Source organism: Hyphococcus flavus (genome assembly GCF_028748065.1).
Classification (GTDB): domain Bacteria; phylum Pseudomonadota; class Alphaproteobacteria; order Caulobacterales; family Parvularculaceae; genus Hyphococcus; species Hyphococcus flavus.
Map to the genome: position 1 here is coordinate 2,098,446 of NZ_CP118166.1, position 14,885 is coordinate 2,113,330.

General features: G+C 57.2%; 13 protein-coding genes. 2 read left to right on the top strand and 11 right to left on the bottom strand.

Annotated features, from left to right (window positions below):
- Window positions 1-12 precede the first annotated feature (12 nt).
- The gene (locus PUV54_RS10065) at window positions 13-1,617 is read right to left on the bottom strand and encodes a carboxyl transferase domain-containing protein (RefSeq protein WP_274492100.1); all 1,605 of its coding nucleotides are present in this window, start codon (window positions 1,615-1,617) and stop codon (window positions 13-15) included.
- 67 nt (window positions 1,618-1,684) lie between these two features.
- On the opposite strand from PUV54_RS10065, the gene PUV54_RS10070 reads away from it, so the two are divergent.
- Window positions 1,685-2,527, top strand: coding sequence for a TauD/TfdA dioxygenase family protein (locus tag PUV54_RS10070; protein WP_274492101.1), 843 nt, complete (start codon window positions 1,685-1,687; stop codon window positions 2,525-2,527).
- A gap of 120 nt (window positions 2,528-2,647) precedes the next feature.
- Here PUV54_RS10070 and PUV54_RS10075 read toward each other — a convergent pair whose 3' ends face one another.
- The 10 genes from PUV54_RS10075 to PUV54_RS10120 form a co-directional block, all read right to left on the bottom strand.
- Window positions 2,648-3,079 (bottom strand): acyl-CoA thioesterase, encoded by a 432-nt coding sequence (locus PUV54_RS10075; RefSeq protein ID WP_274492102.1) that lies wholly within the window; start codon window positions 3,077-3,079, stop codon window positions 2,648-2,650.
- A gap of 106 nt (window positions 3,080-3,185) precedes the next feature.
- Entirely contained in the window at window positions 3,186-4,331 is a 1,146-nt protein-coding gene (locus tag PUV54_RS10080) for an iron-containing alcohol dehydrogenase (RefSeq protein ID WP_274492103.1), read from the bottom strand.
- Between the two features lie 5 nt (window positions 4,332-4,336).
- On the bottom strand, window positions 4,337-4,864 hold the full coding sequence (locus PUV54_RS10085; RefSeq protein WP_274492104.1) for a hypothetical protein: 528 nt from the start codon (window positions 4,862-4,864) through the stop codon (window positions 4,337-4,339).
- Window positions 4,865-6,619, bottom strand: coding sequence for an N-acyl-D-amino-acid deacylase family protein (locus PUV54_RS10090; protein ID WP_274492105.1), 1,755 nt, complete (start codon window positions 6,617-6,619; stop codon window positions 4,865-4,867).
- The gene (locus PUV54_RS10095) at window positions 6,616-7,536 is read right to left on the bottom strand and encodes a bile acid:sodium symporter family protein (protein ID WP_274492106.1); all 921 of its coding nucleotides are present in this window, start codon (window positions 7,534-7,536) and stop codon (window positions 6,616-6,618) included. The genes PUV54_RS10090 and PUV54_RS10095 overlap by 4 nt, the downstream gene beginning before the upstream one ends.
- A gap of 36 nt (window positions 7,537-7,572) precedes the next feature.
- Window positions 7,573-8,061, bottom strand: a complete 489-nt coding sequence (locus PUV54_RS10100; RefSeq protein ID WP_274492107.1) for a DUF3429 domain-containing protein — start codon at window positions 8,059-8,061, stop codon at window positions 7,573-7,575.
- 46 nt (window positions 8,062-8,107) lie between these two features.
- Window positions 8,108-8,872 (bottom strand): TIGR02186 family protein, encoded by a 765-nt coding sequence (locus PUV54_RS10105; RefSeq protein WP_274492108.1) that lies wholly within the window; start codon window positions 8,870-8,872, stop codon window positions 8,108-8,110.
- On the bottom strand, window positions 8,872-9,783 hold the full coding sequence (locus tag PUV54_RS10110; protein WP_274492109.1) for a sulfite exporter TauE/SafE family protein: 912 nt from the start codon (window positions 9,781-9,783) through the stop codon (window positions 8,872-8,874). Before PUV54_RS10110 ends, PUV54_RS10105 begins: the two co-directional genes overlap by 1 nt.
- Before the next feature lie 75 nt (window positions 9,784-9,858).
- Window positions 9,859-12,783, bottom strand: a complete 2,925-nt coding sequence (locus tag PUV54_RS10115) for a hypothetical protein (RefSeq protein ID WP_274492110.1) — start codon at window positions 12,781-12,783, stop codon at window positions 9,859-9,861.
- Window positions 12,746-12,925, bottom strand: coding sequence for a hypothetical protein (locus PUV54_RS10120; RefSeq protein ID WP_274492111.1), 180 nt, complete (start codon window positions 12,923-12,925; stop codon window positions 12,746-12,748). The genes PUV54_RS10115 and PUV54_RS10120 overlap by 38 nt, the downstream gene beginning before the upstream one ends.
- 162 nt (window positions 12,926-13,087) lie before the next feature.
- Between PUV54_RS10120 and PUV54_RS10125 the strand changes: the two genes are divergently transcribed.
- On the top strand, window positions 13,088-14,872 hold the full coding sequence (locus tag PUV54_RS10125) for an acyl-CoA dehydrogenase C-terminal domain-containing protein (RefSeq protein WP_274492112.1): 1,785 nt from the start codon (window positions 13,088-13,090) through the stop codon (window positions 14,870-14,872).
- Window positions 14,873-14,885 lie beyond the last annotated feature (13 nt).

The following is a 14,885-nucleotide window of genomic DNA, read 5'->3' on the forward strand; positions in this document are numbered from 1 at the left end:
TATCTTTCCTTCCTACATCCTGAACACGCCGAAGCGCGTTGGTTCGACGGGCGCATTGAGCGATGCGGAAATGCAAAGGCCTAAAACGTCGCGCGTCTGCGCCGGGTCGATGATGCCGTCATCCCACAGACGTGCGGAAGAATAATAGGGCGAGCCCTGTTCTTCATAGCCGGCGCGGATCTTGTTTTTGAATTCTTCCTCTTGATCGGCCGACCATGTCTCGCCTTCGCGCAGGCCGTCGCGGCGCACGGTGGCGAGAACGCTCGCCGCCTGTTCGCCGCCCATGACGGAGATGCGCGCATTCGGCCACATGAACATGAAGCGCGGACCATAAGCGCGCCCGCACATGCCGTAATTGCCCGCGCCATAGGATCCGCCGACGACGACAGTGAATTTCGGCACGCCTGCGGTGGCGACGGCGGTGACGAGTTTCGCGCCGTCTTTCGCAATGCCGCCTTCTTCCGCCGCGCGCCCAACCATGAAGCCGGTGATGTTCTGTAAGAAAATCAGCGGGATTTTCCGCTGACAACACAGTTCAATGAAATGCGCGCCTTTTTTGGCGCTCTCTGAAAACAAAATGCCGTTATTCGCAATGACGCCCACGGGAAAGCCGTGCAGCCGGGCAAAACCCGTCACGAGCGTCGAGCCGTAAAGCGGTTTGAATTCGTCGAAGTCGGACCCGTCGACAATGCGCGCAATGATTTCGCGCGCGTCATAGGGCTTGCGCGCATCGGCCTCGACAACGCCATAAAGTTCTTCCGGGTCGTAAGCGGGCGGCGCCGGTTCCGCCACCGTCACTTCGCCCTGTTTCACCCAGTTGAGCCGGCCGACAATGTTGCGCGCAAGGCCCAGCGCATGATCGTCATCTTCCGCCAGATGATCAGCGACGCCGGAAATGCGCGTGTGTGTATCGCCGCCGCCGAGGTCTTCGGCTGAAACAACTTCTCCGGTGGCGGCTTTCACGAGCGGCGGGCCGCCGAGAAAAATCGTACCCTGTTTTTTGACGATCACTGCTTCGTCAGACATTGCAGGAACGTATGCGCCGCCGGCGGTGCAGCTCCCATGCACAACCGCTATCTGCGGAATGCCGCGCGCAGACAAATTCGCCTGATTATAAAAAATGCGGCCGAAATCATCCTTATCCGGAAAAACCTCATCCTGCATGGGCAGGAATGCGCCGCCCGATTCGACGAGATAAATGCAAGGCAGCCTGTTTTCGAGGGCGATTTCCTGCGCGCGCAAATGTTTTTTCACCGTCATCGGGTGATAGGTGCCGCCTTTCACCGTCGGGTCGTTGGCGACGATCATGCATTCAACGCCGGCGATGCGGCCGATGCCGGCGACAACGCCGGCGCTCATCACGTCGCCCGAATACATTTCCCACGCGGCGAATTGGCCGATTTCGAGAAACGGCGCACCGGCATCCAACAGGCGCGAGACGCGCTCGCGCGCAAGCAGCTTGCCGCGTTGCTTGTGGCGTTCAGCGTAGCGGGCCCCGCCGCCTTCGGCCACGCGGTCGATATTGGCGTGTAACTCGTCCACCAGCTTGCGCATGGCGGCGGCGTTGGCCGCGAAGCTTTCAGATCGCGGGTCGATCTTGGATTGAATGACAGACATGTCCGGCAGCGTTTCCCTTTTGTTTTGAACGGTCTATCAAAGGGCCTCGGGAAAGGGAACAGGAGCGATGACGCTAGAGGTAAAGCCCAGCGGCGAAGCGTGCGGCGCGACCGTCACCGGGATTGATCTGACAACACCGCTCACGCCTGAGACCGTCGCAGAAATCCGTTCGGCCTGGTTGGCGCATCATGTCCTGGCGTTTCCCGATCAGGCCATGAACGATGACGACCTGGAGCGGTTTACACTCTATTTCGGCCCCTTTGGAGACGATCCGTTCATCGCGTCAATTCCCGGCCGTGACCATATCATCGCTGTAAAGCGAGAGGCGGATGAGACAGCGCCGGTGTTCGCCGAAAGCTGGCACACGGACTGGAGCTTTCAAAAAACGCCGCCGGCGGGAACCTGCCTGTTCGGGATCACCATTCCGCCAATGGGCGGCGATACGCTGTTCGCGAACCAGCACCTTGCTCTTGAAAATATGCCGGATGAATTGCGCACAAAACTGGAAGGTAAGATCGCCATTCATTCCGCGCGTGTTCCGTATGCGAAGGAAGGTGTTTACGGCGAAGCGGACGCGCAAAACCGTTCCATGGATATTCGCGCCTCAGCCGATGCGCTGGCGGCGGAGCATAAACATCCGATTATTCGTAAACACCCTGAAACCGGACGCGAGGGCATCTTCGGATGCGTTGGCTACGTTGTCGGTTTCGAAGGCATGAGCGAAGCCGAAAGCATGGCGTTATTGGCCGAACTTTATGTGTGGCAGACGCGTGAGGAATTTCAGTACCGCCACAAATGGCGCGAGAACATGCTTGTCATGTGGGACAACCGCTCGGTCCTGCACATGGCGACGGGCGGCTATGACGGTCATGCAAGACTTTTGCACAGGACGACGATCGGGGCATCCTAATCCTTGCATTTATCTCCGCTCACCCCGGCAGAAGCCGGGGCCCAGCTAAAGTAAAAAAGCCGGGCTTTGCCCGGCATTATGTTGTTACTGGATCCCGACTTGCGTCGGGATGAGCGGGGTTTAGTTGGAAACGAGTTTCCCCAAAGCTGTCCGAAACGCATCAGGCAAATTCACCGGCCGCCGCGTTTCACGATCCACATAGACATGAACGAAGTGGCCTTCGGCGGCGGGCGCGTCGTCACCGGTTTTGAATATCGCCAGTTCATAACGCACCGACGAATTGCCGATATGGGCGACGTGCAATGCGCCTTCGAGTTTTTGGGGAAATTCCAGCGCTGAAAAATATTTGCAGCCCGTTTCGACGACGAGGCCTATGACTTCACCGTTATGAATATCGAGCGCGCCGGCGCCGATCAAATATTCGTTCACGATGGTGTCGAAATATCCGTAATAAGCGACGTTGTTGACGTGACCGTAAATGTCGTTATCCGCCCAGCGCGTCTGCAGCGGCAGGAAATGGTTGTAGTCGGTGCGGGTAGAGTGATCATTCATATTAAACCTTCATCCTGAGGAGCCTAATCGCCTTCGCCCTTCGCGACGCGGGCTTCGCCCGCCCTCAGGATGAAGGCGATTAGGCGTCGCGAAGGATGGGCGGTAATCACAACACTTCCGTATAAAGCGCGAGGCAGTCGGCTTCGGTAACTGGACGCGGATTGTTTTTCATCAGGCGCTCGATCTTTGCGGCGTCCTCGGCAAGTTTCGGCAACACATTATGCGAAACGCCGACGTCCGAGAGCTTGTTGGTGACGCCAGTGGCGGCGCAAATCTCCGTCATCTTCGCGACAAAGGCTTCGGAACGGGTTTCGAAATCGCCCGTGTCGTTGGCGCCGATGACGTCGCCAAGCTCGGCGTAAAGCGGCGCGGCGACAGAAGCGTTGAAGCGCAACACCGGCGCCAGCATCAGGGAATTGGCGAGGCCGTGCGGCACATGAAAATGAACGCCGAGCGGATAGGCGAGGGCGTGAACGGCGGCGACGGGCGCGTTCGCAAACGCCTGGCCGGCCAACATTGCACCGAGCAGCATGTTCTCGCGCGCTTCAATGTTGTCGGGCTCATCACAGGCGCTGACGATGTTTGACGACAACAGACGCAGAGCTTCCTTCGCCAGCGCGTCGGAGACAGGGTTCTTTTTCAGTTTCGACGTGTACCCTTCGATCGCGTGCACCATGGCGTCGATGCCGGTGGCGTTGGTGACGTGGCGCGGCATGGAAAGGGTCAGCGCGGCATCGAGCACCGCGATGTCGGCGTAAAGCTGGCGCGCCAAAACGCCCATTTTCTGATCGTCGTCGGACGTAATGACGGAAATGTTGGTGACTTCCGATCCCGTGCCGGCAGTGGTGGGGAGAAGAACAAGCGGAGCCCGTTCATCTTTCACCATATCCATGCCGTAAATCTCTTCGAGGCTTTGCGGCGAATTAATCAGGCAGGCGATAACCTTCGCCGTATCCATGGAGGACCCGCCGCCGAAACCGATCACGCCGTCGCATTTGTTTTTACGCGCTTCGTCGATGGCGCCGCGCACGACCCTTGCCGGCGGGTCGGCTTCGACCGCGTCGAACAGATAATAGTCGAGACCTGCGGTTTTGAGGCTTTGAAGCGCGCCGTCGATCAGCCCGGCGGCGATGACGCCCTTGTCGGTGACGACGCAGGGGCGCTTCATCCGTTCCTTGACGATTTCGCCTAAACGCGCAGCAGCGCCGGTTTCGAAAATAATGTGCGGGACGGTGTCGAAAGTGAAGTTCATTGGCTTTATCTTCCGACCGGCCTCATCAAACCATCAATGAATTCCGTAAGAATTTTGTCATAGGCATTCAGACCTGAACTCCATGCTTTTCGGTCTAATTTAATCATTGGATGCAGTAACCACTTCAGCCCGCTAATAGTATCCTGTTTTACATCCTGATAACAAAAGATCAGGCTCGCTCCAATTTCTGCTTTTGCAATAGCGCTACCTTGCTCAGCGGCGCGCTTGAAAATATACATCACGATCTTGTCTCGCTGTTCTTGAGTTATGTCGCCCATGCTTTCATCGACAGCGATAATGGAGTTATCCTTAAAGAAAATTATTCCGAAGTAAGCTAACGTATCGCCCCTATAGTCCTCAGTTTTGTCATCAATTATTTCAGTTAGGCTTTTGTTTTCTAATGTCCAAACATCCTCAATTGGTTGTAGATTATTAGCGGTGCATCTACGCATATTGCTTTCGTGATCGATAATAATTACCGGCAGACAAGCCAACAATAAGAACAGTACAAACAAGCTAAGAAAGAATTTCACCTAACCAAACCTCACCAGCCGTCCCGGTCTTGCATCAGTCACTTCATCATTCGCCACCACCTGTTCGCCGTTAACGAACGTCGCGCGATAGCCGGAGACGGGTTGCAGCAGCCGCTGCCCGCCAGCGGGCAAGTCCTTGATCATGCGCGGCGGGCCTAACGCCAACTTCTCATGATCGATGATGTTGATGTCGGCGCGCAGGCCGACCTTCAACCGTCCGCGATCTTTCAGCCGCAAATAATCCGCACCGTCAGCGGTAAGCATCTGGATCGCCCGCTGCAACGGAATTTGCCCCTGAGCGCGGTCACGGCACCAGTGAGTCAACAGATAGGTCGGAAAACTCGCGTCGCAGATGGTGCCCACATGGGCGCCGCCGTCCGACAACCCGGGCAGCGCCTTCGGATGAGTCATCATCGCGCGCACATTTTCGTAGTTGAAATCGGTGTAGTTATAGATCGGAAAATAGATCAGCTGCTTGCCGTCGAGTTCCAGCAGCGTGTCGTAGAGTTTCTCCATGGCTGAAACGCCGTCGGCGCGCGCTTCGGCGCCGAGTGACGCGTCCATGGGCTGTTCGTAATCCGGGTTTTCGCCAAGCCGGAAAAACTTGTTCGCAACCATTTCGATGGCGGCGATCATCACGTCGGCGATAGGCGGCACGGAGGAGCCGGGCCCCGCGAGCTTCACCGGCTGTTCGGCAAGACATTTCTTTTTGAATTCCGGATCGCGCATGATCTGAACGCGTTCTTCAAGCAGCTTGTCCTTGATGGCGATATAGCTCGGCTGCGCCATGATCGGGTGGAACGTGCATTGCAGTCCCTGAAAGACGCCAATGGCGCGCGGCGCCACCTGTACATTGAAGTCAACGCCGTCCTTGTTCAGGCGGTCGGTCTCATCGAGAATGCGCTGCCAGTCGTTTGACGCCATGTCACGCTGCATCAGAGAGATTGACGCAGGCTTGTCCCGCCCGGCGCGAACAAAACTTTCAACGATCTTGAATTCCTCGTCGAACTGGTCGCCATCTCGTTCAAGGTTAAAGTCGTTGACGATCTGCAACACGCCATAATCGAGGTCGGCGAAAGCGCCTGATAGCGCCGTCAGCTCTTTCTCGCTCGCCTCTGCGCTCGGCGTCCAGTCGCCATCGGCGGTGCGGTGAACATCCGTGCGGCCGATTGAAAATCCGGCGGCGCCCGCTTGCATGGCTTCGCGGACGATGCGGCGCATTTCGGCGATGTCGTCATCGGTCGCCTGCTCAAACGCGCTCGCCCGTTCGCCCATGGCGTAAACGCGCACAGGGTCATGGCCGATCATCACGCCGAAATCGATGGTGTGCGGCATGGCGTCGATGGCGTCCATATATTCGGGGAAGGTTTCCCAGTCCCAGGTCAGCCCTTCATGAAGCGCCGTACCCGGAATATCCTCGACGCCCTCCATCAGACGCACGAGCCGATCATGGTCGGTCTTTTTGACAGGCGCAAAACCGACGCCGCAATTTCCCATGATGACAGTTGTAACGCCGTGATTGACTGACGGCTTCAATTCCTGATCCCAGGTGATCTGTCCGTCATAATGAGTGTGAAGATCGACAAAACCAGGCGTGACGATGGCGCCTTTGGCGTCGATGGTTTGTTCCGCCGCTGCGTTGCATGCGCCGATCTCCGCGATCTTGCCGTCCTTGACGCCAATATTCGTAATGACCGGAGAGCCGCCGTCGCCATCGTAAACCATGCCGCCTGTGATTTTGAGATCGAAGGTCATAAGTGTTTCGCCTTTCTTGCGTCGAGCGTTCGGAACAGGGTGATCATAACGCCGCCGGAAAAGAAGTGCCAAACGCCCCATGCAGCAGCGATGGCAGCTGCGCCGCCGAGTCCCTTTAATTGCGCCAGTAACAGGACCACGGCGAGCCCTGCGTTCTGGATGCCAACCTCAAAGGTGAGCGAACGCCGCCGCGCTTCATTGGCGCCGAGCAACCGGCCGGTCGCCGCGCCAAGCGCGAAGGCGCACGCATTATGCGCAATGACAGGAATAGCGATCAGCATCCAGCCGGCAACGAGGATCGGCCAGAAATCGGCGACGCCCTGAATAATAACGACAGCGAGAATGCCGCCGCCAAAAAGCCCAAGCGGTTTTCGGATTTTTTCCGCCGCGCCGGGAAATCGGTGCGCGGCCAGCATGCCGAGGCCCAGCGGCGCCGCCAACATCAATGTCGTCTGAATAACGAATGAAATACGGTTGAACTCAATGGTATCGAGCAAATCAGCCGTCGGCGGGTAAAGCTCTGACCAGAGTAAAATCGCGGCGGGCGTCCACAAAGCTGCGATGACGCTCGATCCGGCGGTTAGTGAAACGGAATAGGCCGTATCGCCGCGCGCACCCCAGGTCATGAAGTTTGAAACATTGCCGCCGGGGCAGGCGGCGACGACAATCATGCCGAGCGCAATCGACGGCGGCGGCGATAATATTGCCGCGAGCGCCACGGTCATCAGCGGCAAGCCGATCAACTGCGCCGTGAGACCGCCAAAGAAGAGACGTTTATGCGTTCGCAAAAATGCAAAATGTTCAGGCTTCAGCCCCAGCGCGATGGCGAACATCATGATGACGATGGCGGCGGCGAGCATGGTTTGCGCGCCTTGGTCGAGTGCAATGGTCAACTGGTCGAGCGTTTCCGCGTCCATCAATTCGCCTGAGAAATGTTCGCGCGAATGCGCTGACTAGTAATATCCCCACAACACAAGCCGGGAGATGATCAGCAGAATAGACAGCCCCGCCCAGAATGTAAGGCGTAAACGCAGTGCGCCGTACCAGTTGGGGAACAGTCCCGCTGAGGTTGCATTCATGTCGCGCATTAACAGATAGATGAGCAGCACCAATATGATTGTGTGCCGCCATGCCGCGCCCAGCCACATGAACAAGACGCCATCGGGAATGATCGCAACAAACGCCACGAGTGCGATTAACTGGCCGGGCAAAAACGATTCGCGCAATTTTTGCGTTGGCGTGAGCGTCACGCCTGCGCCAGCGCCGGAGAGGTATGCGACAATCACTGCGCCGTAAACGAGCGAGAGTTGATGGAAATCGAGCGCCACATGTTGCGGCAGGACAATCGGGCTCGTCCACAATGCGACAGCGGACAGGACAAACGGCGTCAGGCCGTAAAATCCCAATCGCGTCATTTCATCTTGCTGTTTATTTCTCGCCATGAGCCCCCTCAATCGACAGCGCTGGCGTCAGCCTAGACGAAAAGCGTCATTTGCGAAATGCGAGACTGGCGGCCCAGCCTGCCAAAAGCGATAAAAACACGCAGAACAACCCGTAAGACACGGGCCGGTTGTGGGCGAATTCATAGATGCGCCGTTCCGCGCCGACTTTATTCACGGCGAGCGTTGCGATGTCTGAGGCCAGAATTTCACCGTCCTGAAAAAGAAAAATGGAAACGGCGTAATCACCCACCGGCGTATTCGCGGGCAGATCGACATTGACGGTGAAGAGCGCGCCTTTTTTAAACTGGATGCCGCTCGTGCGTGCGCGATAAAGATCGAGCGCAGCCGCTTCCTCAAAAAAAGCATCGCGGAATTCATTGGAAATTTCCTGACCGATGTTGTTTTCTGGGGATTGCTTAGGCGTGAGCAAGACGTCCAGAAAGGCAGGGTTCAGACGGTTTGCCGCCTGAACAGGCAGCGGTGCAATATCGTTTACGTCACGGGTTGCATATGTGTGATAAAGCCCCGGCGCGCCAGTAACGACTTGCGCGTCGCCCGGCGTCCAGATCAGGTTCGATTTTTCCATTCGCCTGATTTCAAAACGCGCATCGGGTCCCCGGATCACCGAAACGATGTCGATGGCCTCAGCGTGGTTTTCAATTCCCGTCACAGCGCCGAACAGCGTCATGCGCGCGCCGGAAAAGCCCGTGTCAACTTCGACACGATCATCGGTGAACGCCACTTCTATATCTGCAGCATTTGAGGGTGCGATCAATGCGAATGCCGCAAGTAAGATGAGCCACGTTTTCATTACAACGCCTCGACAATGTAAGGCGATGCCGGCGGCAGAGCGAGATCGATCAAAAGGCGCGCGCATACGGCGAGCACAATCAGCGCAAGGAGCGCGCGTAAATGTTCCGCCTTGAGCTTTACGCCGGCGCGCGCGCCGAGTTGCGCGCCGATGACGCCGCCGGTGAGCAAGAGCAACGCCAGCACGATATCGACCGTCTGGTTCGCCGCGGCATGCAGTACTGTGGTGATCGCGGTGACAAAGATAATCTGGAACAGCGACGTACCGACCACCACATTTGTCGGCATATTCAAGATGTAAAGCATGGCCGGGACCATAATGAAGCCGCCGCCGACGCCCATGATCGCCGCCAGCATGCCGACGCAGGCGCCAAGAACGATTGGCGGGATCGGGCTGATGTAAAGACCCGATGCACGGAATCTCGTGGCGAAAGGAAGCGACGCCATCCATGCTGGGCTTCTTCGTTTCCGGCGTTTGCGTTTTTTGTCGGGTGAGCGAAGCAGCGTGCGCACGCTTTCAACCATCATCAGGCCGCCGATGATCCCCAGAAAAAGCACATAGGAAATAGAGATGAGCGTTTCGACCTGACCGCTTTGTCTCAAAGCGCGAAAGATCAAGATACCGATAACTGAACCTGCCGCGCCCCCAGCGACCAGAAAGCCGCCCATTTTGAAGTCGACCGTTTTGCGTTTGAGATGCGCAAGCACGCCTGAGACGGAGGACGCGACGATTTGGGAAGCTTCAGTGCCGACGGCCACTGCTGGCGGAATACCGTAAAAAATCAGCAGCGGCGTCATCAAGAAGCCGCCGCCGACGCCAAACATCCCGGAAAGAAAGCCGACCGCAGCGCCCATGATGACGACCACAAACGGGTCGACCGGGATCTCCGCAATGGGGAGATAAAGCTGCATCAAAACTTGCCAAACCGGATAACGTGAAATTTGGCGGCGTTATAGTCACGCCAGATGCAGGCGTGCAAGCAAACGCTATTGGGACATTATGTTCGCCGTTGGGTCCGGCGTCTGGGCGGTCCATGCAGAGAGGCGTTCATTAACGGCTTCGCGCTCACTCGAGGTCAGGCCGGCGCCAACGCCAGCCGCGAGAGGCTCAGCGGCGCTGTCGCCATTCTGCGCGGCAAGCGAGTACCAGTAAAAGGCGCTTTCAGCATTCTGGACGCTGCCGCCGTTCTCGGTCGGGTGATAAATGGCGCCCAGATTATATTGCGAGTCCACGAGGCCAAAGTTCGCCGCCTGTTCAAACCAGGCAATCGCTTCCTGGCTGTCAGCGGGCCCGCCGTCGCCGCGCGCCGTCATCACGCCGATGCGGTGCATAGCGAGAACATTGCCGCCATTCGCAGCGCGCCGGAACCATACCCTGGCCTGTCCGAGGTCCTGTTCAACGCCCTGGCCGGTTTTGTAAAGCTCGCCCAGTTGCAGTTGCGCGGGCGGAAATCCGAGTGCGGCGGCGTCTTGCAACTGACCGACGGCGGCGATAGCGGCTTCTTCATTTTCCGCCGCCTCAAGCGACGCCATTGCTTCCAGATACAGAGCCTCAGGGTCGATCGCCGGCGCCTCGGGCACTACGGGTAGATTGCTGTCTTCTGCCGCGGCTTGTTGCGATGCGCCCGGCTCTTCAACATTGACCTGCGTTTCGTCTGTTGTCGCCGGCGCGCTGGTGGTTGCAGTCGCGTCAGGATTGGCAGGGAAAATGACATCTTTCATCAGATAGGCGAGAGCGGCAAAGGCGAGAACAATAGCACCGATCAAGGCAAAGGTGACAGGCCGCGCGGACGAGGTCGCCTTCAGTGTTTCAAGTGCAGCGCGATCTCCGTTTCTACGCGGTTCATCCTCGTCTTGCGGAACTGCATTTGTGGTTTCCGCATTTATATCGTCATCATTCGACTTGTTGCGGCCGAGGCGGCTGCGTGCAGCGGAGAGCGCCGACGTGATTTTTGCAAACCGGCTGGCAGGGGACGCGTTGGTCTCGTCTACTTCATTCTCGGACGATTGGTCTTGCGATAAAGATTGATGCTCTTGCTTGGGCGCTTCATCGTCGTCTTCGACATGCTCAGACTCGGCGGTGAGACGCTTTTGCCGCGCGCGCGCTGCAAGGATGGCGCGCTGTTTGGCCGTGAGATTACGGCGAGTGAGCCGCTTTTCACCGGAGTCATCCTGGGACGCCGCTTCTTCCGCCCGGCGGCGTGCTGAAGCCGCGTAGTCGTCCTGCTCTTCATCATCGGTTTCAACAGCGCTTTCTTCGCCATGATCGCCGGCATATTCAGCGCCAGCTTCGCTCTGAACCTCGCTTACGTCCTCTCCGTCTTCGTCATCCTCGCTGTCATCAAACTCGACATTTGATGCTGGCGCCAATGACGCGGTGCCAGGATCTTGAACGTCTTCGTCGTCTTCGTCGTCGAACTGTTCCGGCGAGACTTCATCGAGATCGGAAAGGAGAGCGCTTAACTCATCGTCTTCATCTTCCGATGACGGTTCTTCTTCGTGCTCCTCAGAGAAGCCATCACCGGTCAGGGCGTTTCTCACTTTCGCGAGGCGTGAACGCGCATCGCCGACTTGCGTTTCTTCGCCAGCGGCCTGCACTGGTTCGGAACCGGCGTCTTCTTCGGCGTCGTCATCCAGTTGGAAAGTGAAATCATCGCCAGCTTCCGCTGATGCATCGTCCTCGGTTTCCGTTTCGATATCATCATCAAAAGCGAAGGGGTCTTCTTCCGCTTCCGTATCCGCCTCCAGCGCGGCGACAGCGTCTTCCAGCTCATCGATTTCATTCTGATCGCCTGCGCCGGCCTCTTCTAAATCTGTTTGTGCAGGGCTGCTGGCGTCGGCGCTATCCGCAACCGTCTCAATTGCGTCTTGCTTGGCTGTTGCCTGATCGGCGGGGGCAGGGGAGGTGCTGCTTGCGGCGCTATCTCGCAATGCCTCCATGCGTTTCTTCATTTCGTCGAATGACCGCTGCAGACCTTCGAGCTTTGCTTCCGTTTCCTGACGGGCGCTGGCGACCAGCGCTTCAACATCAGGGCTGTCCTTGTCGCTCACCTCAGCGGTTATTTGTTCGCGAACTTCGGCAATGGTCTCCGCGACTTTCTGAACCCCGTCGGAACTCCGTTTTTCCGCTGCTTCGATCTGGTCGGCGAGTTTGGAGATGGTTTTTTCAAAAGCGCGGATCTGATCTTCACCGCGTTTGATTTCATCGCCGAGAACGCGCAAGCGCGCGCCTGTCTGTTCCACGAATTCAGGATCAGCGGAGGTAGCCGCTGCGTCTTTGAGAGCCGCCGCTTCGCTTGCGACTTTCTCTGCACGGGCGACCCGCTCCGCCAAGCCTTCAATAGCCGTGCGAAGTGAATTCACATCGGCTGCATTGTCGCCTTCGCCAACGCGATCAATGCGTTCGGCAAATTCCTGTAATTGGGCTTCGGCTGAATCGAGACGATGAAGCGTTGTCTTTTGTGCGCTGGAAAACTGTACCGCGACTTGGCTCACGGCCTTTTCGAGTGCTTTCAGCGCATCTATCCGATTGCGATCGCCGCCGGCTTTTTCGATTTTGCCGAGACGTTCATCCAGGTCCTGATAGGTGCCTTCCTGCGGTTTTACCCGCTCAAGGCGTTGCACCCGCTCGACGACCCCGCCAACGTTGCGTGAAAGATGTGACAACGAGTCGACGTTCTTCTTTTCCGCTTCGACAATGCGGTTACGCAAATGTTCAATCGCGGTGACGATATCGCGGAGCTTGAGCCCTTCAATCTCGCCGCTGGAAGAGGCGCCCTCCTGCCCGTGGCTGTAAATCATCTGATTGAGCCACTCGCCGACTGTCATGCCTTCGCGGCGGGCGGCTTCCTTGGCGGCCTCGCGCGCGTCCCGCTCAATTCCTTTGACGCTCCAGGGCGCGTTCGATTTCATGGCGTTCCACCGTCATTCCCAAAGGGCCGGCCGCAAAATCGGCATTGCCCGTTTTCTTCCGTGGCAGACGCTCGAAGAGCGCCCAGGAGAACACATCACCGTTAAGGTGCTTCGCAAAACCCGCAAAGCCTTTGACGAACAAAAGAATTCCCCACCAAGCGCTTCAAATTAAGGATGATTCGCACCGGAAACAGCGACATTTTTGCGTTCGGCGCCTATGCGCTGTCATCTGCGCTTTGACGCCGGGCCCCCCGCGACTACATTGCAGAAAAATCCCCATGCTTTTCTCGACGGAGACAGTCTGATGACCACCTACAACGCGCCTTTGAAAGACATGCAATTCGTTCTCAACGAAGTGTTGCAAATCTCGAAATACTCGAATCTTCCGGGGTTTGCGGACGCAAGCGAAGATATTGTCGAGGCGATCCTTGAAGAAGGCGGCAAGCTGGCGGCGAATGTCCTGCATCCGATCAATCACTCGGGCGACAAGGAAGGCTGCACCCGTCACGACGATGGCTCCGTCACCACGCCGAAAGGGTTCAAGGAAGCCTATGAGACTTACAAGGAAGGCGGCTGGCAGGGGCTGAGCTTTGATCCGGAATATGGCGGGCAGGGATTGCCTTACACGATTGCCGTCGCTGTTTCGGAAATGGTGTCTGCCGCGAATATGGCTTTCGGCATGTACCCGGGCTTGGCTCGTGGCGCCGCCGAGGCGATTTACCACCACGGCACAGACGATCAGAAGCAGCAATATCTGCCGAACATGATTTCCGGCGAGTGGGGGGGGACGATGAACCTTACCGAGCCCCATTGCGGTACGGATCTGGGGCTCCTCAAATCAAAAGCCGTTCCGCAAGGCGACGGCTCTTACAAGATTTCCGGCCAGAAGATTTTCATCTCCGCCGGCGAGCATGATCTCACCGACCAGATCATTCATCTGGTGCTGGCGCGGATCGAGGGCGCGCCGGAAGGGGTCAAAGGCATTTCCCTCTTCATCGTGCCGAAGTTCCTCATGAATGAAGACGGATCACTGGGCGAACGCAACGGCGTTAGCTGCGGTTCCATTGAAGAGAAAATGGGCATTCACGCGAACTCGACCTGCGTGTTGAACTACGACGATGCGACCGGCTGGCTTCTCGGTGAGGAGAACAAGGGCCTGAAAGCCATGTTCACCATGATGAACGAAGCGCGTCTTGGTGTTGGCCTGCAGGGCATGGCGATTTCCGAGGTCGCTTATCAGAACGGCGCGTCTTACGCGAAGGACCGCTTACAGGGCCGGGCGCTGACCGGCGCTGCAGAGCCTGATAAGCCGGCCGACCCGATTATCGTGCATCCCGATGTGCGTCGTATGCTGATGGATCATCGCGCCTTTACCGAAGGCGCGCGGGCATGGATGTACTGGACGGCGCTTTATGGCGATCTTCAGGATAAATCCGAAGATGAGGCGACACGCCAAAAGGCTGAGGATTATATGGGTCTGATGACGCCGATGCTGAAGTCCTACCTCACTGAAAAAGGCTATTGGCACGCGACCAACGCGCAGCAGGTGCTGGGCGGCCACGGTTATATTCAGGAATGGGGCATGGAACAGTTCGTGCGCGATGCGCGTATCGCCATGATATACGAAGGCGCCAACGGCATACAGGCGCTTGATCTTGTAGGTCGCAAGCTGATGAAGGACGGCGGGCGTGCATGGCAGACATTCTTCGCCGAAGTCGATGAATTTGTTTCCGATAACAAAGACAATGAAGAACTGAAGCCGTTTTTAGACGGTCTCGCCTTGGCGAAAGAACGTACACAGGAAGCGACGCAGTGGATGGCGGCAAACGCCATGCAAAACTTCAATCACGCCGGCGCGTCATCAATGGATTATCTTTGTCTCTTCTCGCTGACATGCCTTGCCTATGCATGGGCGCAATCAGCGAAAGCGGCGCTGGAGAAAAAAGACGCGGGCGATGAATTCTACAAGAACAAACTCATCACCGGTCGCTACTTTGTCGAGCGTATCCTGCCGGAAACGGGCATGCATCTTGATAAGATCAAAACCGGCTCCGATACGATGATGGCGATGCCGGCGGAGGCGTTTTAAGCCGCCATTCGTC